This window comes from Sphingomonas sp. BT-65, assembly GCF_026107375.2.
Taxonomy (GTDB): Bacteria; Pseudomonadota; Alphaproteobacteria; order Sphingomonadales; family Sphingomonadaceae; genus Sphingomonas.
On record NZ_JAPCIA010000002.1, the window covers coordinates 190,602 to 210,480 of the forward strand.

Annotated in this window: 21 protein-coding genes and 1 pseudogene; 11 read left to right on the plus strand and 11 right to left on the minus strand. The window is 62.9% G+C overall.

What is annotated here, in order from left to right; genetic code table 11:
- Positions 1-108 precede the first annotated feature (108 nt).
- The 3 genes from OK349_RS15445 to OK349_RS15455 are packed head-to-tail and all read right to left on the minus strand — an operon-like array spanning position 109 to position 5,233.
- Entirely contained in the window at positions 109-930 is an 822-nt protein-coding gene (locus OK349_RS15445) for a winged helix-turn-helix domain-containing protein (protein ID WP_265118804.1), read from the minus strand.
- A 15-nt stretch (positions 931-945) separates the two neighbouring features.
- Positions 946-2,715, minus strand: coding sequence for a hypothetical protein (locus OK349_RS15450; protein WP_265118805.1), 1,770 nt, complete (start codon positions 2,713-2,715; stop codon positions 946-948).
- A gap of 1 nt (position 2,716) precedes the next feature.
- Complete coding sequence (locus tag OK349_RS15455) at positions 2,717-5,233, minus strand: ATP-binding protein (RefSeq protein ID WP_265118806.1); 2,517 nt, start codon at positions 5,231-5,233, stop codon at positions 2,717-2,719.
- Between the two features lie 264 nt (positions 5,234-5,497).
- Here OK349_RS15455 and OK349_RS15460 point away from each other — a divergent pair, with 264 nt between their 5' ends.
- Both OK349_RS15460 and OK349_RS15465 read left to right on the plus strand, forming a co-directional pair.
- Positions 5,498-5,848, plus strand: coding sequence for a hypothetical protein (locus OK349_RS15460; RefSeq protein WP_265118807.1), 351 nt, complete (start codon positions 5,498-5,500; stop codon positions 5,846-5,848).
- Entirely contained in the window at positions 5,838-7,109 is a 1,272-nt protein-coding gene (locus OK349_RS15465) for a site-specific DNA-methyltransferase (RefSeq protein ID WP_265118808.1), read from the plus strand. Before OK349_RS15460 ends, OK349_RS15465 begins: the two co-directional genes overlap by 11 nt.
- Positions 7,110-7,549: 440 nt before the next feature.
- On the opposite strand, the gene OK349_RS15470 is transcribed toward OK349_RS15465, so the two are convergent.
- Both OK349_RS15470 and OK349_RS15475 read right to left on the minus strand, forming a co-directional pair.
- Positions 7,550-8,245: a DUF899 domain-containing protein gene (locus OK349_RS15470; RefSeq protein ID WP_265118809.1), complete on the minus strand. Its 696-nt coding sequence runs from the start codon at positions 8,243-8,245 to the stop codon at positions 7,550-7,552.
- Positions 8,246-8,266: 21 nt separating this feature from the next.
- Positions 8,267-8,494 (minus strand): hypothetical protein, encoded by a 228-nt coding sequence (locus OK349_RS15475; protein WP_265118810.1) that lies wholly within the window; start codon positions 8,492-8,494, stop codon positions 8,267-8,269.
- Positions 8,495-8,573: 79 nt separating this feature from the next.
- Between OK349_RS15475 and OK349_RS15480 the strand changes: the two genes are divergently transcribed.
- The 7 genes from OK349_RS15480 to OK349_RS15510 all read left to right on the plus strand — a co-directional run bounded on the left by OK349_RS15480 (position 8,574) and on the right by OK349_RS15510 (position 14,346).
- A complete protein-coding gene (locus OK349_RS15480; protein WP_265118811.1) occupies positions 8,574-9,794 on the plus strand; it encodes an HTH domain-containing protein in 1,221 nt (406 codons plus the stop codon).
- Positions 9,795-9,823: 29 nt separating this feature from the next.
- Positions 9,824-10,237, plus strand: a complete 414-nt coding sequence (locus tag OK349_RS15485; protein ID WP_265118812.1) for a GFA family protein — start codon at positions 9,824-9,826, stop codon at positions 10,235-10,237.
- A 29-nt stretch (positions 10,238-10,266) separates the two neighbouring features.
- Positions 10,267-10,914: an NHL repeat-containing protein gene (locus OK349_RS15490; protein WP_265118813.1), complete on the plus strand. Its 648-nt coding sequence runs from the start codon at positions 10,267-10,269 to the stop codon at positions 10,912-10,914.
- 171 nt (positions 10,915-11,085) lie between these two features.
- Positions 11,086-12,390, plus strand: coding sequence for a Y-family DNA polymerase (locus OK349_RS15495; protein WP_265118814.1), 1,305 nt, complete (start codon positions 11,086-11,088; stop codon positions 12,388-12,390).
- Positions 12,391-12,487: 97 nt separating this feature from the next.
- Positions 12,488-12,874 carry a hypothetical protein gene (locus OK349_RS15500; protein ID WP_265118815.1) on the plus strand — a complete coding sequence of 129 codons (387 nt, stop codon included), beginning with the start codon at positions 12,488-12,490 and terminating at the stop codon, positions 12,872-12,874.
- Between the two features lie 141 nt (positions 12,875-13,015).
- Positions 13,016-13,486, plus strand: coding sequence for a carboxymuconolactone decarboxylase family protein (locus OK349_RS15505; protein ID WP_265118816.1), 471 nt, complete (start codon positions 13,016-13,018; stop codon positions 13,484-13,486).
- Positions 13,487-13,488: 2 nt separating this feature from the next.
- A complete protein-coding gene (locus tag OK349_RS15510) occupies positions 13,489-14,346 on the plus strand; it encodes a sigma-70 family RNA polymerase sigma factor (RefSeq protein ID WP_265119296.1) in 858 nt (285 codons plus the stop codon).
- Positions 14,347-14,355: 9 nt separating this feature from the next.
- Here OK349_RS15510 and OK349_RS15515 read toward each other — a convergent pair whose 3' ends face one another.
- A complete protein-coding gene (locus OK349_RS15515; RefSeq protein WP_265118817.1) occupies positions 14,356-15,969 on the minus strand; it encodes a serine hydrolase domain-containing protein in 1,614 nt (537 codons plus the stop codon).
- A 68-nt stretch (positions 15,970-16,037) separates the two neighbouring features.
- Positions 16,038-16,169 carry a hypothetical protein gene (locus OK349_RS15520; protein ID WP_265118818.1) on the minus strand — a complete coding sequence of 44 codons (132 nt, stop codon included), beginning with the start codon at positions 16,167-16,169 and terminating at the stop codon, positions 16,038-16,040.
- Between the two features lie 83 nt (positions 16,170-16,252).
- On the opposite strand from OK349_RS15520, the gene OK349_RS15525 reads away from it, so the two are divergent.
- Both OK349_RS15525 and aat read left to right on the plus strand, forming a co-directional pair.
- Complete coding sequence (locus OK349_RS15525; protein WP_265118819.1) at positions 16,253-16,978, plus strand: ParA family protein; 726 nt, start codon at positions 16,253-16,255, stop codon at positions 16,976-16,978.
- A complete protein-coding gene (aat, locus tag OK349_RS15530; RefSeq protein ID WP_265118820.1) occupies positions 16,975-17,733 on the plus strand; it encodes a leucyl/phenylalanyl-tRNA--protein transferase in 759 nt (252 codons plus the stop codon). Before OK349_RS15525 ends, aat begins: the two co-directional genes overlap by 4 nt.
- A gap of 35 nt (positions 17,734-17,768) precedes the next feature.
- Here aat and OK349_RS15535 read toward each other — a convergent pair.
- From OK349_RS15535 to OK349_RS15550, 4 genes and pseudogenes are all read right to left on the minus strand, one after another.
- Positions 17,769-18,197, minus strand: a pseudogene (locus OK349_RS15535) (DUF2155 domain-containing protein); the annotation flags it as partial.
- Positions 18,197-18,589 (minus strand): NADH:ubiquinone oxidoreductase subunit NDUFA12, encoded by a 393-nt coding sequence (locus OK349_RS15540; protein WP_265118821.1) that lies wholly within the window; start codon positions 18,587-18,589, stop codon positions 18,197-18,199. The gene OK349_RS15540 and the pseudogene OK349_RS15535, both read right to left, overlap by 1 nt.
- A 170-nt stretch (positions 18,590-18,759) precedes the next feature.
- Positions 18,760-19,224: a DUF192 domain-containing protein gene (locus OK349_RS15545; protein WP_265119297.1), complete on the minus strand. Its 465-nt coding sequence runs from the start codon at positions 19,222-19,224 to the stop codon at positions 18,760-18,762.
- A gap of 7 nt (positions 19,225-19,231) precedes the next feature.
- Entirely contained in the window at positions 19,232-19,789 is a 558-nt protein-coding gene (locus OK349_RS15550) for a cold-shock protein (RefSeq protein WP_372340577.1), read from the minus strand.
- Positions 19,790-19,879 lie beyond the last annotated feature (90 nt).

Below are 19,879 nucleotides of genomic sequence, written 5' to 3' on the forward strand. Positions count from 1 at the left end.
GATTTCCGAAGCAGACGTCGGATAGATCTCGGTTAAACGGCTAATGTGGGACGATCCGAACAGTTCGTTTCCATCGCACTGCAGGTAAGTAAGCTTCGGATCGCACGATCATTCAAGCGCCATTTTATGAAGTGAGTCATGCCAAGCGCGGTCCACCCGCTCTCGGCAACATCGTACTCTTTCGCCAGCAGTCCTAACATCACTTAATTCAGTCAGGATCAACTGCTCCATTTTGTAAGCCTCTGCTGCATTGTTCCATGGATGGCGGATAGCCGACATCCATTTATCCTGAATTACTTCATGCGGAATGTGCTGATTCAGCTGCCTAGCGCGACCGTCAACGTCACACGCAAGTCCAATTTTCCAAATCGAGGTTTGGCCGAACTGCATCGCATACGTCCAGCACAACGACTTTGTGGAGCGGACGATTGTCCCGACCCAATCTACCGGGACGGGCCCCCTAGTCGGAGCAAATCCCTCACTTGATAGAACTTCTCCCTCCACATCCGCACCGGCAGCACCATGGCGCCGAGCAACAAGGGCCCTGGCACCGTCAACGGTAAGAAAAGTGGTTTCGCCAGCAGGCGTTAAACCCCACTTCCCGTTTCGCTCTCGCTTAATCAAACTTGCGCCGAAAAGCTCCTGCCGGGCAAATCGGACCTCCTTGTGAAACCTTGATCCGCCATCCTTCTGAATGATGACCTGATCATCCTTGCGAGCAATACCTTGCTCAATCATCCATCGATAGGCGTCTTGTGGAGACGTAGGCCCACGGCGCCGGATGAAATCTAGCAATGCAATCATATAGAGGTAGCGAGATCTAACTGGCTGGATATCTCTAGCTATACGACTGCGAACCTTAGCCAAAATGAACACCCCGCGATGATGGTCGAAACGTTCGAGCCGTTCAGTGCCCGCCCCCTTCCTCACTCCACTAACGGCTCCTCAAATGGTGTAATCGCTATCGAAGGCGCGCCTCCCTAGCGTCCTTAGGGCTCGTTCAAGCAGGAACGCCGAGTACGGTGCGCGAATCCGGCCTTCTCTTCGTAAGAACCAAGTTACTCTATCGGGCAAAGCCTGCAGATGATGACCAGGAGGTGGCACGTACGCTTCCATACGCACTCCCATACGGACGCGCTCCCAAGGCGCATTACTACTCATCGTGAGCAGGAGTCGATCGTCGATCGGCATTCGCTGACCAGGCGCTGCGGCTATTGGAACTGGTGCCGCAAGACAACTATCCGCAGCACTAGTTCGTCTTTCGTAGATAGATTTTCCTCCGGCCAATAATCCAGACGGCGGACTGTGACCGGCTTCAACCCTCACACAACCATCCGGACGTAGGCAGGCCAGATCGAGCACATCCAATCGGACATATGCCAACCTACGCAGATCGAGTTTGAATTTCTTTGACTGGAAGCGAAAAGGCAGCTCTGGCGATTTGTCGGAATCATCTTCATGCGGGTCGTTAGGATCTGGGACCGGCAAGCCGTCGTCACCCTGCTCGATCAACGGCACGAGCATAGCTACGTCACTTACGCGCCTTCCGTCTGGTCGTAGCATAATGTCACACGGTTGACCCAGAAGTACAAAAAGTCGAGGCGAATTTGGTGAACTAGGATCTTTGTTATCAAAACAAAACACATCTCCATTTGCGAGCGGTGTGAAGGCTGCGTTGATCACTTCACTACCATCCCAGACCTCAGAGTTTCGTAGGTCCGCGAGGATAGGCCCCGCATCCTGGGCTCTAGTGTCGAGTGGGATACTCTGTAAGGCGCGCAAAGCCGACATACCCGCAAGGACAATAGCGTTAGAGGCAAAGAAGGTTCGCAAATCCTTGGAAGCACCAGCGCTAAGAGCTCTCTCGACAACACTCAGCTCTGAGACGCCCTCCACTCTACCTCGCTCATATACAAACTGTTCCAACCGTTCCGGTTCAACCGTAAGTAAAGACGCCGCGGTCGCTTTATACGCCTCGGATGCACGACTTGATGCAGCGGTCAAAACTCTATGCAAAGTCCGTCGCAATCCAGCTCGTTTTAAAGCAATGGAGAGCGCGCCTTCGATATTAGCACCGTCCGCAGTTAGTCTTCCCTTCGAAATTACCGTCAACGGCTGGGGAAGTGCGACTTGCGCGCCAGCTGCGCCAGCTATTGCATCTGCAAGTTGAGTTTCAAGGACTGCTTCACCACCTATAGCAGCTTCGTGGGTCAGGATAAAAGCTACTCCCGCTGAATTCGCAGCGCGCAGTTGAGCCAACATGTCCAATCCACGTTGCCCCGGGCCTCCTCCTTCTTTCAGGTCAATCACGTACGCAACTGAAGCATCATCGCCATTATTCTGGGCGAGCTGCGCATCCCCCTCTTGGAATGCCCATCGATCCTCTTTAGCGACCCCGAGATGACCGCAAGCCTCCTCAATAACATCCGCCGACAGTTCCTGTGTAGGCGCCTGCTCGGCATCCTGCTGAAGCAATACTTCCCGTAGCGCCGTGCGGCGGTCGTCACCAAGATCGCGAATAGCCTGAGCTAACTCAGCGTCCACATCGCCGAAGCCTTCAATCTGGAAAGCAGCCCTGAGTTCGGGAAACTCATCTTGAATGTTCGGGTGCGCTCTAGCCAAAATAGCGAGATCAACAACGGGATCTCCAAAAACGTCGTCGATCCAAATCACCCGATCGATACCGAGCGCTGCCTTGATATCCCCCAATGCCATACTAGCTTCCTCGACGAACTACCGATAAGTCGATGAAAAACTTATATTTTCTCCTATTCCGATTCCGATCCGGCAACAGCGAAATGCTGCAGCCATCGAGTGCAAGTAGTTCGCTCGATATGAACAATCCGAGACCTTGCCCGCCCTGTTCATGCTGCCGTGTCGTAACAAATAGGTCGAATAATGTTTCTTCTACAAGCGGATCAATCCCGGGGCCATTATCCGAGAATATGAAACCTCGCTGATCAACAGCCACATCAATGCGCCTATCTCGACCTTTAGGGAGCTGGCTCAACCAAAAAATACTATTTCTGGTTAGATTGTCGATTGCTTGTAGCAGCCTCGACTCGCTCATGCGGACAACGAGATCGCCACCCGTCACTTCCACGGAGATATCCACCGTACTCAGAATCCCTGCTCTTTGCTCGAAATAGGATCTAATCACACTATCCACCGAGAACGAGTTCTTTGGCTCGCGTACGCGCGGTATTAAGGGGTCCACCTGCGCAGCGGCTTGAGCAATCGCGTTACACGACCTTCGAATAGCAGTGAGATGGGCAGAGACCTCTCGGCTGACTCCAGCGCTCCGCTCGATGTTAGTCACTCGATGCCTAATTTCAGCAAGGTGCGCTCTTAGCTCGTGGGTAAGCCCGCGTGAGGCTAGGCCAGCAGCAGCGCTTTCGATGAGCGCGATTGTTCGTTCACGGCCTTCGTTAAGCTCCCTTTCGATGCGGCCTACGAGAATCTCAGGAGACTCGGCCCCAGACATAGCGGCGCTCGATAGGCTCTCCGCATTCTTTGTGAGGGCAATGACACGATTTTTACGTTCTTCGTTGTCGTTCTTCTCGCTGCCCAGTTGCGACACTTCATGCGCAATGCTTGTAATAAGCTCACTTAATTTAGTAGTAGCTTCCGCCAGGGAGCCGACCCGCGAGAGATCGTCATCAGAAGAGGTGGTTGATCTCTGAGCGTCCTTTAGCTCTTTATCATATTCGTCAAGTGACCTGCGTACATTTACAATCGCATCATTTGCAAAATCACGGCAAGTGCGAGCAATAGCGAGGAACCCCCGATAGGCGGCGTTGTCAACAAATCCTTCCCGGTCAGATTTTTCAGTAAGCCTATAATTTCTTTCGCCACTGAGCGAAAAATATCCAAGTGTATTTTCAGGTCGGAGATTGTAGGTGCTTCCGGAAGTCATGCCCGCAGACAGGCCGAGCCAATCTCCTCGGTTTCTAACTTGGAAGCCGTCCCTTAATATTGCGATTCCTGCCAAATCCCGAACGATACGTAGATTTGCTCCAGTTCCAGATGCCGCCCCTGTCTGATCTTCTTCATCACCTACAAAATGGAAGAAGTAAAATGCTCCAGAGAATATGCCAGGATTCTGTGTTGAATGGTCCGATTTCGAGAAAAGGTCCGATCCTTTATATATATGCTCAATCTCGGCGAACCATGGCGTTTGTGGATCGATAGTCTTGCTTGCGTAGCCCTTCAAGCGCCGGCTGCTTTTGAGATACTCTGCAAACGCCCTTCCTCCATCCTCCTCAAAGACTCTAGCAGTCCTCTCGCGCAGAGCTCGAGTGCGCTGGGAGGTCAGAAGACGGCGATGCAGCCTTGCTTTCGCGATAAGGACTGGCTTTCCGTCGATGTTCTGCCAATCAAATTGAAAATCGGCGACGGCTCTTGCAAGCAGCTCTTCCGTGACGAGCGCCAGCGATTGCTCTCCCTCGTTCAGCTCGACAGTAACTGGAAAGGTTGAAGCGGCCTCAAAGGGAGAGATCAGTCGGGCTAGGCTGCGCGTAACTTCCCCTAATCGGTCTTTTCGCCGCCACTCCTCCAGGTCCCGTAATCCAAGGACGGAAACACGTGTCCCCTTAAAGCCAGTGGTGTTCTCAGTTCGGGAAAGTTTTACGGGGATTTCGTCAACCGTCTGCGCGCGCTCGCAGTCCGCCCATCGAAACCACGCGGAGGCGATTTCACCTGAGGGAGACGTTGCCGACTCAACGAGCAGGATGTCGCCGAGTTTCATCGTTCCAAGGCGGCCCAATCCCTTGTCCCCTAAGGGCGTGCGGCCGAGCACAGTCTTGCTCTTTGGCCCATCATTCCCACTGCGCTTAATCGACGCACTGATCACCAGCCATGATCTGCTCAGGTCTTCAAAGGAAATTCCCGTCCCTGAGTCTTCAATCGATATTCTACCCTGATACTCGATCCTTCGCACAATGGGGGCGGGCGGATCGGGCTGCCTTTGAAGAGGGCTGCCATCTTCCGTCACGAACCTGACGGTCACATTTTCTGCCGGATCCCGAAACTTGTAGAGGGCCTCGGAGCTATCGCTCTCCTCAAGGTGGCCCCGCTCCTCGGTTTGAATTTTAATTCTGCAACCAGGTGAGTCAGCGTCGTAGGCGTTCTTAACGCACTCAAGTAGCGCTTGCTCGACGTCAGTGACGAGTTCGCTCCCAAGTTGAACAAGTACGTGTGCGCCAACACGTAGGGCGCCCCGTTCATCAGTCACAAAGCATGCCCCTTAAGCGCCCTCCAACTCACCGTAGCCATGCGAGCACGGGACAGCAACTACGGCATTGTTAGACCAGTAAGCCGACACTCCGAGAGAATGCAATTGGCCCGATGGATTTGCTGACTGGGTGGAGCGGTGGACGGCTCGCCCAGGTTGAGCACGAGCCCTCGCCCACGAGATAAGAACGCATCTGTAACGACGGCCATCACGGTGTATCGGTTGTTGCGCATAAGACAAACATGCGATACATCATGAAACACGATGCCAAAAGTCCATCCCGACACCGCCCTCTATAACGCCGTCGAGGCACTCGTCGATGCAGCCGGCGGCAATGAATCCGAAGCCGCTCGTCGTGTGGGTACAACAAGGCTCAGGATAAATCGAATTCGTAAATCGCGGGGAGCGGTAACGCCAGCGGTCCGCAGCGAATTATGGAAAAAACTTGAACTTTTTGCGCAAGGTAATCCGCCTGCGCAGAAAAGTGATACATTTGATACGGAAACGATACAGATTGTTCGGGATGTTCCCGGAGTGGCACTTCAAGTGCTCCGATACATGACCGGGATTATCCAACGGGATATTGGCCGGGAGGGTCATGCAAATGAGCGTTGAAATTCAGTCGCCGCAGCCTGTCAATTTCAGAACAGACCCGCTCGTCGCGGCGCCGGCATCACGACCCTCGGAATATTTGACGCTGTCAGCACAGGAAGAGGCCGCGCTTGTCGAAACCGCGCGTGATCCACGAAATGTTGAAGGCCTGACTCACCGGCATTACCACTACCCAGCTCGCTTTTCACCAGTCTTCGTCGGTCAAGCCATTGATACGTTTACCGATCCTGGTGATCTAGTTGTTGATCCATACGTTGGCGGTGGAACAACGCTTGTTGAGGCTTATGCCCGTGGAAGAAACGCGGTCGGTAGCGATATTAGTACTTTGGCGACGTTCGTCTCCAAGACAAAATTGCTCCGCCTATCGTCAGACCAAGCTGAAGTTTTTCTGCAGCTAGCAGGTCATGTCACTAATCAGATTAATGTTCATCGCCCAGAGCCTGCTTTCGAAAGCTGGGTCCAGCTCGGATACTTTCGCAACCTCAATAGCTCCAAGCGTTGGCGCATTCGAAAGGCAATTGCGCAAGCCATTGCTGCGATTGAAGAAATTGCTGATCCTGTGTTCGAAGATTTGGCTCGTTGTGCAGTATTGCGTACCGCGCACTGGGCTCTCGACGGACGAAAGCAGTTGCCTTCCATGGCGGATTTTCGGCGAATACTGGAAGCCAGCTCCGAGGGGATTTCGAGAGGTGCAGTGGCACTTCATGAAGCCGTTCGCGAGCACCCGATTGCTTGTCCAACAGTCATCAATCGTTCTATTATCGGCCTTGAAACGGACGCGCATGTTCGCGAGGCGGGTCCCCCACGCTTAATCATCACGAGCCCGCCATACCCAGGCGTACACGTCCTCTATCACCGTTGGCAGGTTGATGGACGAAAGGAATCGCCCGCGCCGTTCTTCATTGCAAAAGCCTTGGACGGTTCCGGTGAAAGTTACTACACAATGGGCGGGCGCAAGGCTCATGGACTCCGTACTTATTTCGAGCAGTTGGAGGAAGCGCTTCGGTCGCTTGCCGCTATAGCAGATGACAAGACCACATTGGTGCAGGTCGTGGCATTCGCCAATCCAGAGTGGCAATTGAACCGCTATCTAGAAGTCGCGAGAAACTCGGGCTGGCAGGAACTCGGCCTTTCGTGTCTGATCAGCGAAGAAGATGGCCGACTGTGGCGTATCGTCCCAAATCGGAAATGGCACGCTACGAGCCGTGGGCAGACGGGCGGCGCGCGTGAAGTGGTACTTTTCCATCGACTGCAGAAGTGTTGATTGCGGGCGACTAGAGATTTGCACTCAACTCTGTGCATCGGCGAGTGACGATGCGGCGACAAGTAACGAAAGGGCTAGTGTGGATTCAGCTACCTCATGCATGTTCTCGCTCGGTAGCCCGCACGCCCTTTCCTCGGGCATCGCCACGCCGTTGGTCACGCATGGCATTTTCTTCGGAAACCTTCGTTCTAATAGCCTGCAGATTAGAATGATTTCGACGCCTTCATCGCGTCGGCTGATAGTGATCTGATTGCGATCAACAAGCCGCCGAACCGGCCGGATTGATTAGGATGCCCACCCATCCCTCTCGAAAGCCGATCATCTGCTACTGGCCCAACTGTGGTCATAGGAGCAATTACTGTCCAATATCACTATACCCCCCCCCCGGAGGGGGAGGAATAGCTCGTCCTCGAATGTCGGCGCGCTCTCGCGCGAAGCCCTCAATATTCGTCGTGCAGCCGCACCCAGCTCATCGTCCCGCCGGTCTCGTTGCGGCCCTTGGGCGTCAGGTCGAGCCAGTTCATCGCACCCATCAGCAGTTCGGTGCCGCGATGATAGGTTGAGTAGCTGTGGAAGATCTCGCCCGCGTCGTTCTTCGCGAACACGCTCACCCCGAACATGTCGGCGCTACGCTGGATCTGCGTCAGTCCGTAGTTGTAGAGCGCGGTCCCCGCTTCCCGGTCCTCCTGCTTGAACGAGACGCAGAAGTCATAGTTGAAGTCGCCCTCGTCCGACGAGACCCAGGGGAAGGTCCAGCCCATCCGCTGCTTGACCGCCTCGATCTGCTCGACCGGCGCACGTGACACCGCGGCAAAGGCGAGGTCGGCATGCTCGAAATGCTGCCGCGCCGCGTCGGTGTGGTCCATCGTGTAGGAGCAGCCGGGGCAGAGATGCTCCGATCCCGGCGCCAGCATGAAGTGATAGACGGCGAGCTGGCTGCGCTCCCCAAACAGGTCGCCCAACGTGCGCGGCCCGTCCGGCCCTTCGAATACATAATGTTTCTGCACCCGCACCCAGGGCAGCCCGCGCCGCTCGGCGCGCAATTCGTCGAGCGCATGGGTCATCGCGCGTTCCTTCTCGAACAGCGCCTTGCGCGCGGTCATCCATTCCTCGCGCGATACGATTTCGTGTTGCATCTCTCGTCTCCTTCTTGATCGTCAGCCGCGCCCGGCAAACCTCAGCCAGGGCGGCAGGTGGAACAGGCTCATCAGCAGGTACATCGCGGTCATGCCGTCGATCGGCAGCAGCGTGGCGCCCGCCGCGCAGAGCGCGAGCGGCGGGGCGTCGGCGGCCGAGATCAGCGCCATCGCGGCGAAGGCCGGCGCGGCGGCGAGCGCCAGCCAGTGCGCCGGGGCTTGCTTGTTCGCGGGTTCGGACCTTGCCATGTTCGCAGCTCCTGCGGTTCGATCCTGAACCTAGGTGCGCCGCGCGCCGGGTGAGAGTTACAAGTGTGACGCGATTTAGATGGACTCGCTGATCAACGCCGCCGCTCGAGCGCTCGCCGCGGGCAATCCGCTCGCTGCGCTCGACCGCGTCGCGCTGCGCGAGGACCCGGCTGCACTCGCGCTGCGCGGTATCGCCATGGCGCAGCTCGGCGACCTGGCCCGCGCCCGCGATCTGCTGCGCCGCGCCGCCCGCGCCTTCGGAACGCGCGAGCCGGTGGCACGCGCCCGCTGCATCGTCGCCGAGGCCGAGATCGCGCTGGTCTCGCGCGATCTCGGCGCACCGATGCGCGGTCTCGACGCCGCGCGCGCCACGCTCGCGGCGCATGGCGACCGCGCCAATGCCGCGCATGCCGGCTATCTCGAGGCGCGGCGCCTGCTGCTGATCGGGCGGCTCGAGGATGCCGCAGCGACGCTCGCCGCCCTCGATGCCGATGCGCTGCCGCTCGCGTCGCGCGCCGGCGCTTGGCTGGTGGCGGCGGGCATCGCGATGCGCCGCATCGAGGCCGCACCCGCCCGTGCCGCGCTCGACCGTGCAGCCAGCGCCGCGCATCAGGCCGGCATCCCCGCGCTCGTTGCCGAGGTGGATCAGGCGGTCCGCGCGTTCGAGGCACCCGCCGCTCGGCTGGTGACGCAAGAGGACGCGCGGCTGCTCGGCCTTGCCGAGGTCGAGGCGCTGCTCGCCTCCGATACGCTGGTCATCGACGCCTGCCGCACGGTGATACGGGCGCGCAAGGCCACCGTCCCGCTCGCCAGCCGCCCGGTGCTGTTCGCGCTCGCCAGCACGCTGGCCGAGGCGTGGCCGGGCGACGTTCCGCGCCTCCAATTGCTCCAGCGCGCGTTCCGCGCCCGCGAGGCCGACGAGTCGCATCGCGCCCGCCTGCGCGTCGAGATCGGCCGGCTGCGCGCCGAGCTCGAATCCCTGGCGGAGGTCAGCGCCACCGAGGACGGTTTCATTCTGAAGCCACGTGCCGGCCGCGCGGTCGCGCTGCTCCTCCCCCCGCAGGAGGAAGCCCATGCCGATGTGCTGGCGCTGCTCGCCGATGGCGAGGCCTGGTCGAGCTCGGCGCTCGCGCTCGCGCTCGACGTCAGCCCGCGCACCGTCCAGCGCGCGCTCGAGGTGCTGACGGCGGCGGGCAAGGCCGACGGATTCGGCCGCGGCCGCGCGCGCCGCTGGATGGCGCGGCAGACCGTGGGTTTCCCGACAAGCTTGTTACTCCCGGCGGTTCTGCCGGGGGCTTAGGTCTGGCTCCGCAACCAAGGAGTGACGACATGACCGAACCCTATACCGGCGGCTGCGCCTGCGGTGCGATCCGCTACCAGGTCTCGAGCGAACCGGCGATGATGAACCTCTGCCAGTGCCGCCAGTGCCAACGCGACAGCGGCACCGGCCATGCTGCGCACGTCACCTTCGTCGGCGCGCAGGTGGAGACCAGCGGCCAGCCCAGCTTCTGGGAAATGGTCGGCGAGGGCGGCACCCGCAAGCATCGCGCTTTCTGCCCGACATGCGGCTCGCCCGTCTACATCGCCTTCCCCGACATGCCCGAGGTGTTCGTGGCGAGCGCCGGCAGCCTCGACGATCCGTCGCGCTACCATCCGCAGGTGGTGCTGTGGACCGCCGCGCGTCAGGCCTGGGATCATCTCGATCCCGCGCTCACCGCCTTCGACAAAATGCCCCCGATGTGATCCCCCGCCCCTCAAGCCGGAGAAATGACATGAACCATGCAGCATCCGCAGAAATCATCCGCGAATACGGCCCCTTTCCCACCGGCGACGTCGCCGGCGTCAGCTTCGACGGCGCGCGCGTCTGGTTCGCCACCGGCGAGCGCATCGAGGCGCTCGACCCCGACAGCGGCGAGATCACCGGCGGGGTGGATGTTCCCGCCGACGCCGGCACCGCGTTCGACGGCACCCACCTCTGGCAGATCGCCGAGGCGGTGATCCGCAAGGTCGATCCCAGGACCGGCGCGGTGCTCGCGACCATCCCCGCCCCCGGCAAGGGCGGCGACTCCGGCCTCACCTGGGCCGAAGGCTCGCTCTGGGTCGGCGAATATCGCGCCGCCAGCATCCACCAGATCGATCCAGCGACCGGCAAGGTGCTGCGTACGATCAAGTCCGACCGCTTCGTCACCGGCGTCACCTGGGTCGATGGCGAGCTGTGGCACGGCACCTGGCAGGACGATGCCAGCGACCTGCGCCGCATCGATCCCGACAGCGGCAAGGTGCTGGAGCGGCTCGACATGCCCGAGAGCACCGGCATCTCCGGCCTCGAATCCGACGGCGCCGGCCGCTTCTTCGCGGGCGGCGGCCAGAGCGGCAAGGTCCGCGCGATCCGCCGGCCGGGTCATGCGGCGGCCGCTTGAAGGGCCTGCTTTTCTAACCCTCTCCCGCTTGCGGGAGAGGGAGGGCCCCGCCGCGAAGCGGTGCGAGGGTGAGGATCTTCTTCTTTTTGGGCGCCAGAAAGAAGAGGGGCTATTGTGGCCTACCCCTCACCCTCGCGTGACTCCACCGCGCGGTTCCTATATTGTTCCGGCATGGCGACGGCGCCTCTCCTCGACTTGCCCCCGCGGCCGCTGCGCTGGCTGTATCTCGACCTCAACAGCTTCTTCGCCGCGGTCGAGCAGCAGCTGAATCCGGAGCTGCGCGGCAAGCCGGTGATCGTCGCGCCGGTCAACAGCGACACCACCGTCGCCATCGCCGCCTCGGTCGAGGCCAAGAAGTACGGCATCCGCACCGGCACCCCCGTGTGGGAAGCCAAGCGCCTGTGCCGCGACCTCCTCATCGCCCCCGGCCAGCACGAGAAATATGTCGAGTTCCACAATGCGATCGTCGCGGAGGTGTGGCGGCACATCCCGGTCACCCATGTCTGCTCGATCGACGAGGTCGCCTGCCGCCTGCTCGACAACGAGAACGACCCCGCGACCGCGATCGCGCTGGCGAAGCGGATCAAGGCCGGCATCCGCGCCAATGTCGGCGAGTGTCTGACCAGCTCGGTCGGCATCGCCCCCAACCGCCTGCTCGCCAAGCTCGCCAGCGACATGCAGAAGCCCGACGGCTTGACCATGCTGACGCAGGACATGCTGCCCCACCGCCTGTTCGACGTCCCCTTGCGCGACATCGCCGGGATCGGCGCCAAGATGGAGAAGCGGCTGGCGCAGCAGGGCATCCTCGACATCGGCCAGCTGTGCGAGCGCCGCCCGCGCGATGCCGGCTCGGCCTGGGGCGGGGTCAATGGCGACCGGCTCTGGTATCTGCTGCACGGCTTCGACCTGCCCGAGAAGCCCACGCAGAACAGCACCATCGGCCACAGCCACGTCCTCTCGCCCCGCAAGCGCGGGCTCGAACCCACCCGCCTGACCGCCCGCCGCCTCGCGCTCAAATCCGCCAGCCGGTTGCGCCGCAAGGGCTATGTCAGCCGCCTGCTCGTGCTCCACGCGCGGTTCGAGGACGACAAGTCGACCTGGCGCACCTCGATCAAGCTGCCTTCGACTCAGGACAGCTTCACCGTGCTCCATGCGCTCGACTCGATCTTCCCGCGCCTCGCCGCCGCCGGCCGCACCCGTCCCGGCGTCTTCGCGATCCGCATGGTCGGCGTGACGCTGGCCGAGATCGCCCCGCTCCAGGGCGAGCAGCAATCGCTGTTCGCCGCGCTCGACCCCAACGATCCGCTCGCCCGGGAGACGCGTACTCTCTCGCTGAGCAAGGCGATGGACCGAATCAACGAGAAGTTCGGGCGCCACGCGGTCTCGGTCGGGCCGATGGATGGCAGCCGGATCGATCGCGTGGGAACGAAAATTGCGTTCGGCCGCATCCCCGATCTCGATGAATTTCACGAATGATCCAAGACACTTTCCTGTTGCACCGCAAAATCGATTGTCCCGCGGTATCATGTCGGTCTTGACGTTAAATGCTGCATAAGCAAAAGGAACGTCCGCTATGAAGATGCGCCTCCTCCCCGCCGCCGTCGCGATCGTCCTTCTGCCGCTCGCCGCCTGCAAACCCGAACCCGAAGTGGTCGACAGCCGCTCGCCCGACCCGATGGAGACTCAGCTCAAGAACGCCCCGGCCGTCGAGCTGCCGCCGGCGATCAAGGCATCGGTCTCGATGCGCTGCCAGCCGGGCAACGCGGTGGTGTGGGCCGAATTCTTCCAGGGCGACAAGCTGGTCAAGCTGCGCACCGAGAAGAACGGCCCGGCGACCGATCTCAAGGCCCCCGAGGCCGGCCAGCCCTACACCGCCGAAGGCGGCTACAAGCTCACCGGCAACGACAAGTCGGCCACGGTCGAGCTTCCGGGCAAGGGCTCGCTCACCTGCAAGGGCTGATCCGCGCGAAATTCCAACCGAAAGGGCCGGCGGCATCCACCGCCGGCCTTTTTCGTTGCGGCACCGCTTTTTTCGCCGGCAATGTCACATCCGCCGCGCCCCGCTCGTCATGACTATGCAACCCCGATGAGGAGCATGACCATGACTGCCAAGCTCAATCCCTACACCGCCGCCCCCAGCGTGATGAAGCCGTGGTTCGCGGCCTCCACCGCGATCGAGGCGAGCCTCGAACCGTCGCTGATCGAGCTGGTCAAGATCCGCTCGTCGCAGATCAACCAGTGCGCCAACTGCATCAACATGCACACCGAGGAAGCGCGCGCCAAGGGCGAGACCGAGAAGCGCATCTATCTGCTGTCGGCATGGCGCGAGGCGCCGGACTATACCCCGCGCGAGCGCGCCGCGCTCGGCTGGGTCGACGCCTTGACGCGCCTTTCCGAAGGCCACAACCTCCGCGAAGCCTATGACGCGCTCGCCGCCGAGTTCAGCGAGGAGGAACAGGTGAAGCTCACCCTGATGATCAACATCATCAACGGCTGGAACCGGCTCGCGGTCGGCTTCCACCTGTGGACCGAGCCGGCGGCGATCAAGTCCGTCCAGGCGCAGGTCGCGTGACGCTGAACGAACAGGAGCGCGCGGGCGCGGCGGAGTCGTTCGACCCGCTGCGCCCCAAGCTCATCCGCGTCGCCTATCGCATGCTCGGCTCGGTCGCCGATGCCGAGGATGTGGTGCAGGAGGCGTTCGTACGCTGGATGGGTACCGACCGCTCGGTGGTGCGCGAGCCCGAGGCGTTCCTGCGCCGCATCGTCACGCGCCTCTGCCTCGACCAGCTCAAGTCCGCGCGGCACCAGCGCGAGACCTATATCGGCCCGTGGCTCCCCGATCCGGTGATTGAGGAGGAGCCGGAGGAGGACGTCACCCTCCCGCTGATGCTCGCGCTCGAACGCCTCTCGCCGCTCGAACGCGCCGCCTTCCTGCTCCACGACGTGTTCGGCGTGTCGTTCGACGAAGTGGCGAAGACGCTCGACCGCGACGCCGCCGCCTGCCGCCAGCTCGCGACACGCGCCCGCGCGCATGTTCGCGAGGCGCGGCCGCGCTTCCAGGTCGAGCAGCAGCACGGGATCGAGATCGCCGAAGCCTTTTTCGCCGCCTCGCGCACCGGCGACATGACCGCACTCGGCGCGATGCTCGCGGCGGACGTCAGCATGCACTCCGACGGCGGCGGCAAGCGCGCCGCGGCGATGCAGGTGGTGCTCGGCTTCAGGCACGTGATGAAGCTGCACAAGTCGCTCGCCGTGCTGTTCGGCAAATATGGCTCGAAACTCGTCCGCACGTGCTTCGTCAACGGCCTGCCCGGCTTCGTCACGCTCGAGGCGGACGGCGAGCTGCAGACCACCGCGCTGGAGATCGAGGACGGCCGCATCACCGCCATCTATCTCACCCGCAACCCGGACAAGCTGCGGCATCTGCACTAAGGTTCCCGCTCAGCGCGGATTGCCGCCGCGCGCGATCAGCGCGAGCTTCCGGTCGAACTCCCACCCCTGGTTGGCATTCCGCGAGATGCGTGCCGAATGCCACAGATGCGCGCGGCCCTCCGCCGTCCGGCCCGTCTCGATTTCGTGAAGGCCCAGGCGCTCGCAGGCCTGCGCTTTCATTTCCTCGTCATCGAAACCCGGACGATCGCACAACCGCGCATAAAGCTTCATCGCATCCGGAATATTGCCGGTCTTCTCGAGGACATTGCCGCCCCAGAAGGCGGTGACGGGACGCGGGTCCGCATCAAGATCGAAGCTCGCCACAAGTCCCTGCGCGGCTGGCGTCAGGCGCGGCGACGCGACGTCGGAGAGGAGCCGCAACATATAGACGTCGGGCTGCGCAAAGCGCTCCGGCGCGACGCGTAGCAGGAGCTCGCTCAGCGCAACCGCCCGCTCGCCGCTGCTGCCCGTCATGCGGGCGCGGAAAGCCTGGAGCAGCGCTTCGTTGAGCAATTGCTCCACCGCCATCGGCGTGGGGCGCGCACCCAGTGCTTGCGCGATTTCCGCGACCGGACGGTCGAAATCGATCGTCCGGTCGCCCGTCACCCAGCCGCTCAGGAAGGCGAGTCCGAATGGCTGGCGCAGCACATCGGCATAGTCGAGCTGGGCGAGCGCCGACGGCGTGTCGGCATTGGCCAGGAAGATGAAGGTCAATTTCTTGTCAGGGACGCGCAGGAACAGCGCCGATTCCGCCTGGCCATAGCCGAATACCCAGTGCAGCCGCACGTCCGCGCTCTTCTGCGTGAACCAGCCATAGCCATAGGGGTGGCCGTTGCGCGGCGCGGTGAGCCGGTCGTAGCCGGCCTGGTCGATCAGCGCATTGCGATCGAGCGCGGCGGCATATTTGACCATGTCGTCGATCGTCGAGATCAGGCCCGAGGCGGGATAGGCCGCATCCCAGTCATAGGGCCGCTCGACATAGCGCCAGCCGGTGGCCGAGGGTTCCGCCTGATAGCGTTTGACCGCGCGCCCCGCGAGCGGGCTGGCTTTCTGATAGCCCGCCATCGTGTCGTTCATGCCGAGCGGCGCCAGGATGCGCTGGCGGTTCTGCACGACATAGCTTTGCGGGGATTCGATGCGGCTGATCTTGTCGAACACACCCGACAGCAGATTGAAGCGCGCGCCATTATATACATAAGTGGCTCCCGGGCGTCCGCCGGCGCTCATGCTGAGGACGTCCCCGATCGTGATGTTGGGATCGCCGATCCCCTCGGGCGGATGCCAGCCCGTGTTGAGCGGATAGGCGAGCAGCGGATCGTCGAAGCGGAGTTTCCCCTCGGCCTCGAGCTGCGCGAGGATGATGCCGGTCATCGACTTGGTCACCGACGCGATGCCGAACAGCGAATTGCGCGCAATCGGCGTGCCGGCCGCACGGTCGGCGACGCCTTCGTGATGGCGATAGACGACTTTGCCGTCGCGGACGACGACGGCGCTGAACCCCGGCAGATCGAGTTGCGCCGCGATGCGGTGCAGCTGCGCCGTGAACCGGGCGTCCTGCCGTCCCTGCGCCGGAACCGCGAGCAGCAGCGCCGCAGCGGCAAGTCCCCAAAGTCGCCTGCGCATGGTCCTCTCCCGCGTACCCGATTCGATGCTGCAGCGTGCCGTATCATGAAACCGGTTACAACTTCGGATCACGCCCGGAACGAGCCGCATCCTTCAGAGCCTGCGATCCGATCCATCACGAACCGCGCCCGCCCCGCGACCGAGGCAAGCGGCAGCGAGCCCGGTCCGCCGGTGATCACGAACAGATGGTCCGTCCTCATCTTGTTATCTCCATCGGGAACAATGCATGATGGGGCGCCGGATGCTGGTCCGGCGCGGCGGATCAATGGAGCGGAGGCAGGGCTTGGCGACGATCGCGATCTACAGCCTGAAGGGCGGCGTCGGAAAGACCACGCTGGCGGTCAACCTCGCCTGGTGCGCGGCGACGCTCTCGGCGCGCCGCACCCTCCTGTGGGATCTCGATCCGCAGTCGGCCTCGACCTTCCTGCTCGGCAGCAGCAGAGGCAAGGTCCAGGCCCAGGCGGTGTTCACCCGCGACGTCGAACCCTCGAAGCTCGCGCATGCCACCGATGTCGACCGGCTCGACCTGATCGGCGCCGACGCGTCGCTGCGCGGCCTCGACCTTCTGTTCCACGAACTCGACAAGAAGAAGCGCCTCGCCAAGCTGCTCGGCCAGCTCGACCGCGCCTATGACCGCATGCTGCTCGACTGCCCGCCCGGCCTCACCGAGACCAGCGAGCAGGTGATGCGCGCCGCCGACCTGATCGTCGTCCCCGTCATCCCCTCTCCCCTCTCCGAACGCGCGCTGACCGAGGTCGAGGCGCATCTCGGCAAGGGAAAAGTGCCGCTGATGCCGGTCCATTCGATGGTCGACCGCCGCCGCAAGCTCCATGCCGAGGCGCTCGAGCGGCATCCCGACTGGCCGGTCATCCCGATGGCCAGCATCGTCGAGGCGATGGCCGCGCGGCGCCAGCCGGTCGGCGCCTTTGCCGGCCGCACCACCGGCGGCAAGGCCTTTGCCGAACTGTGGCAGGCGGTCGAGCGCCGGCTCGCGAAGAAGAAGAAATGACGCGCCCCACCCCCCGCTCGGCCGATCTCGACCCCGATCTGGTGCTGCGGGCCTATGCCATGGGCGTGTTCCCGATGGCCGAGCATCGCGACGAGGACAGCGTCTTCTGGGTCGAGCCGCGCCAGCGCGCGATCCTGCCGCTCGACGGCTTCCACCTCTCGCGCTCGCTGCGCAGGACGATCATCAGCGACCGCTTCCGCGTCACCGCCGACGCCGCGTTCGAGCAGGTGATCGCGCTCTGCGCCGAATCCGCGCCCGACCGGCCCGATACCTGGATCAACCCGTCGATCGAGAAGGTGTTCGGCGAGCTCCACCGCCGCGGCTTCGCGCATTCGGTCGAGGTGTGGGAGGGCGAGCGGCTGGCAGGCGGGCTCTACGGCCTCGCGCTCGGCCGCGCCTTTTTCGGCGAATCGATGGTGAGCCGCGCGCGCGACGCGTCGAAGGTCGCGATTGCCGCGCTCGTCGCGCGGCTGCGTGTCGGCGAGTTCGAGCTGCTCGACTGTCAGTTCATGACCGATCACCTCGCCTCATTGGGCGCGGTCGAGGTCCCGCGCGAGACCTATCTCTCGATGCTGTCCGACGCGCTCGGCGAAGGCGCTGCGGGGCTCGCCTCGGGCGCCGCCGGCGTCTCGGCGGACTTCGGCGCGCTCGACGCTTTCGCCGCGCCGCCCGATCCGTTGGCGCCGGCCCCGCTCACTTCCTCGCCGCCCGTCTCGGGGAAGGTCATCGCGCAGCTCTTGACCCAGACGTCATAGACCGGGTGCTGCACGACGTTGAGCGCCGGGCGCTCCTTGTAGAGCCAGCCCGAAAAGGCGCGCTTCCACTTGCCGTCGGCCTCATGCACGTCGACCTGCGCGAAGGCGCCGGTCAGCTGGTCGCTCTCCCATGGCGCGCTCTTCTCGCATGCGCGCAGCCGCACGATCACCTCGCCCGCGCGCACCGCCTGGCCGGGCTTGAGCGTGATGTCGCGCGCCTGGCCGTTGCGCTTGTTGAGCAGCCCGAGCACCGCGACTCGCTCGGCCATCGGCGTCGCGCCGGCGGCCGAGGCCGCGGCAGCGCCGGGGTCGACCGTCACGATCTCCTCGCCCGGCCCGGCCTTGGGCGCGACCTCGACCTTGTCGGCGGCGGCGGTCTTGTTCTCCTGCGCGCCGCCCAGCCAGCCGCAACCCGCCAGCGCGAGCGGCGCCAGCGCGATAACGGCAGGACGGAACGAGGTCATCAGGCGCCGGGCGTCCAGGCTTCGTAGTCGCCGGTCGCGCCGATGCGCTTGCCGCCCGCCTCGAGCGCGCCCGCCGGGCGATAGGCCTGGGCGGTGCCGGTCAAGTTGGGAATTGCCGGCTTCTCCCACTGGCGCACGGGCGGCAGCGCGCGATCGGGCACGTCGTCGATCTGGTGGTGCAGCCAGCTGAACCATTCGGGCGGCACGCGGCTCGAATCGTTCGAACCCTTGTAGATCACCCAGCGGCGCGGGTTGCCGGCGGTGTCGGTACCACCCTGGTAATAGACGTTGCCGAGCGCGTCCTCGCCGACCTTGTCCTTGCCGCGCAGGCCCATCCAGGTGCCGAAGGTGGAGCCGTTCCACCAGGTGAACATATTCGCCAGGATTCCCATGCCCCGCGCTTTACGCGGCAAGCGCGGCGGCGGCAACGGGGGTTTGGAGGTGGGGGCGCCTTGGGTACGTTTCTGGCGAGAGACAACATACCGGCGACTGCGACACTTCTTAGCCCTCTCCCGCAAGCGGGAGAGGGCTAAGAAGGTCACCGCCCTTTCGTCGATTCACCCTACCGCCAGCTCACCTTGTCCCCCGGCGAAATCCCCAGCTCCGCGGCCTTGCCGCCCAATATCTCCAGCACCGCCGCGACCGGCTCGCCCGAGCGCACCGGATCCTCCGAGAAGGGCACGGTATTCTCGGCGATATGCGCGATCGTGCCGTCGGCGCGGATGAAGATGATGTCGAGCGGAGTCGGCGTGTCCTTCATCCAGAAGCTCGCCTCGCGGGGTCCCCCGCCCTCGGCGGGATAGGGCGCGAACAGCATGCCGCCATCGGCCGCAATGTCGGTGCGGAACATCAGGCCGCGCTGCTGCTCGGCCGCGGTGCGCGCGACGTCGACCTTGAAGACGTGCTTCGCCCCGGCGCTCTCGACGGTGACCACCGCCTTCGCCGCCTGCTGCGCCGCGCCGGCATTGCCGGCCTCGCTTCCCTTGCATCCCGGAACCAGCGCCAGCGCGCCCAGCGCCAGCAGCAGCGCGGCTTTAGTCCGCCGCCTCGACGACGACCGCGAGCGGTCCCTTGTCCCCCTCGACGATACGGGCACGAAGCGGCTGATCGGGTTCAACGTCATAAATCTCCGCCCGGCGAAGCGTTTCCATATGCACGAATATATCGGCCGAATCGCCGTCGCGCACCAGAAAGCCATAGCCCTTGAGGCGATTGAACCATTTGACGGTCACCGGCTCGAACGGCCCGGCCTCGGAAATCAGCTTGGTCCGGTCGGTGCGATCGGCGGTGCCCGACCGCGCCTTGGGCTGCTCGACCGCGTCGGTGAGGTCGATCGACAGGATCTCGCGCGCCTGCAGGCCGCGCTCGCGCCGCACCACGGTGCATTCGACTCGCGCGCCCTCGGGCAGGCTGCGCCGGCCGTGCGGCTGGAGCACCGAGAAATGGATCAGGATGTCCCCGGCCTGCGGATCATCGGCGACGATGAACCCGAAGCCGCGGGTCACATCGAACCATTTGACGGCGCCCACATGGCGCTCGTCGTCGGCGTCGGATTCGAGCACGGGAAGCACCGCGCCGGCCGGCACGGGCACAAAATCGCTCGACGCTCGGTGCGGGTCGGCACGCATTCAGACTCTTCCCCCTGACCCGCAACATTAACACAGCATTTCCAGCGTGTGCGA

Bases quoted from the DNA above. Each gene is read 5' to 3' on its own strand.
- OK349_RS15450 (WP_265118805.1), bottom strand. From the start codon at position 2,715: ATGGCATTGGGGGATATCAAGGCAGCGCTCGGTATCGATCGGGTGATT.
- OK349_RS15460 (WP_265118807.1), top strand. From the start codon at position 5,498: ATGCCAAAAGTCCATCCCGACACCGCCCTCTATAACGCCGTCGAGGCA.
- OK349_RS15465 (WP_265118808.1), top strand. From the start codon at position 5,838: ATGAGCGTTGAAATTCAGTCGCCGCAGCCTGTCAATTTCAGAACAGAC.
- OK349_RS15470 (WP_265118809.1), bottom strand. From the start codon at position 8,245: ATGCAACACGAAATCGTATCGCGCGAGGAATGGATGACCGCGCGCAAG.
- OK349_RS15475 (WP_265118810.1), bottom strand. From the start codon at position 8,494: ATGGCAAGGTCCGAACCCGCGAACAAGCAAGCCCCGGCGCACTGGCTG.
- OK349_RS15480 (WP_265118811.1), top strand. From the start codon at position 8,574: ATGGACTCGCTGATCAACGCCGCCGCTCGAGCGCTCGCCGCGGGCAAT.
- OK349_RS15485 (WP_265118812.1), top strand. From the start codon at position 9,824: ATGACCGAACCCTATACCGGCGGCTGCGCCTGCGGTGCGATCCGCTAC.
- OK349_RS15490 (WP_265118813.1), top strand. From the start codon at position 10,267: ATGAACCATGCAGCATCCGCAGAAATCATCCGCGAATACGGCCCCTTT.
- OK349_RS15495 (WP_265118814.1), top strand. From the start codon at position 11,086: ATGGCGACGGCGCCTCTCCTCGACTTGCCCCCGCGGCCGCTGCGCTGG.
- OK349_RS15500 (WP_265118815.1), top strand. From the start codon at position 12,488: ATGAAGATGCGCCTCCTCCCCGCCGCCGTCGCGATCGTCCTTCTGCCG.
- OK349_RS15505 (WP_265118816.1), top strand. From the start codon at position 13,016: ATGACTGCCAAGCTCAATCCCTACACCGCCGCCCCCAGCGTGATGAAG.
- OK349_RS15515 (WP_265118817.1), bottom strand. From the start codon at position 15,969: ATGCGCAGGCGACTTTGGGGACTTGCCGCTGCGGCGCTGCTGCTCGCG.
- OK349_RS15520 (WP_265118818.1), bottom strand. From the start codon at position 16,169: ATGAGGACGGACCATCTGTTCGTGATCACCGGCGGACCGGGCTCGCTG.
- aat (WP_265118820.1), top strand. From the start codon at position 16,975: ATGACGCGCCCCACCCCCCGCTCGGCCGATCTCGACCCCGATCTGGTG.
- OK349_RS15540 (WP_265118821.1), bottom strand. From the start codon at position 18,589: ATGGGAATCCTGGCGAATATGTTCACCTGGTGGAACGGCTCCACCTTC.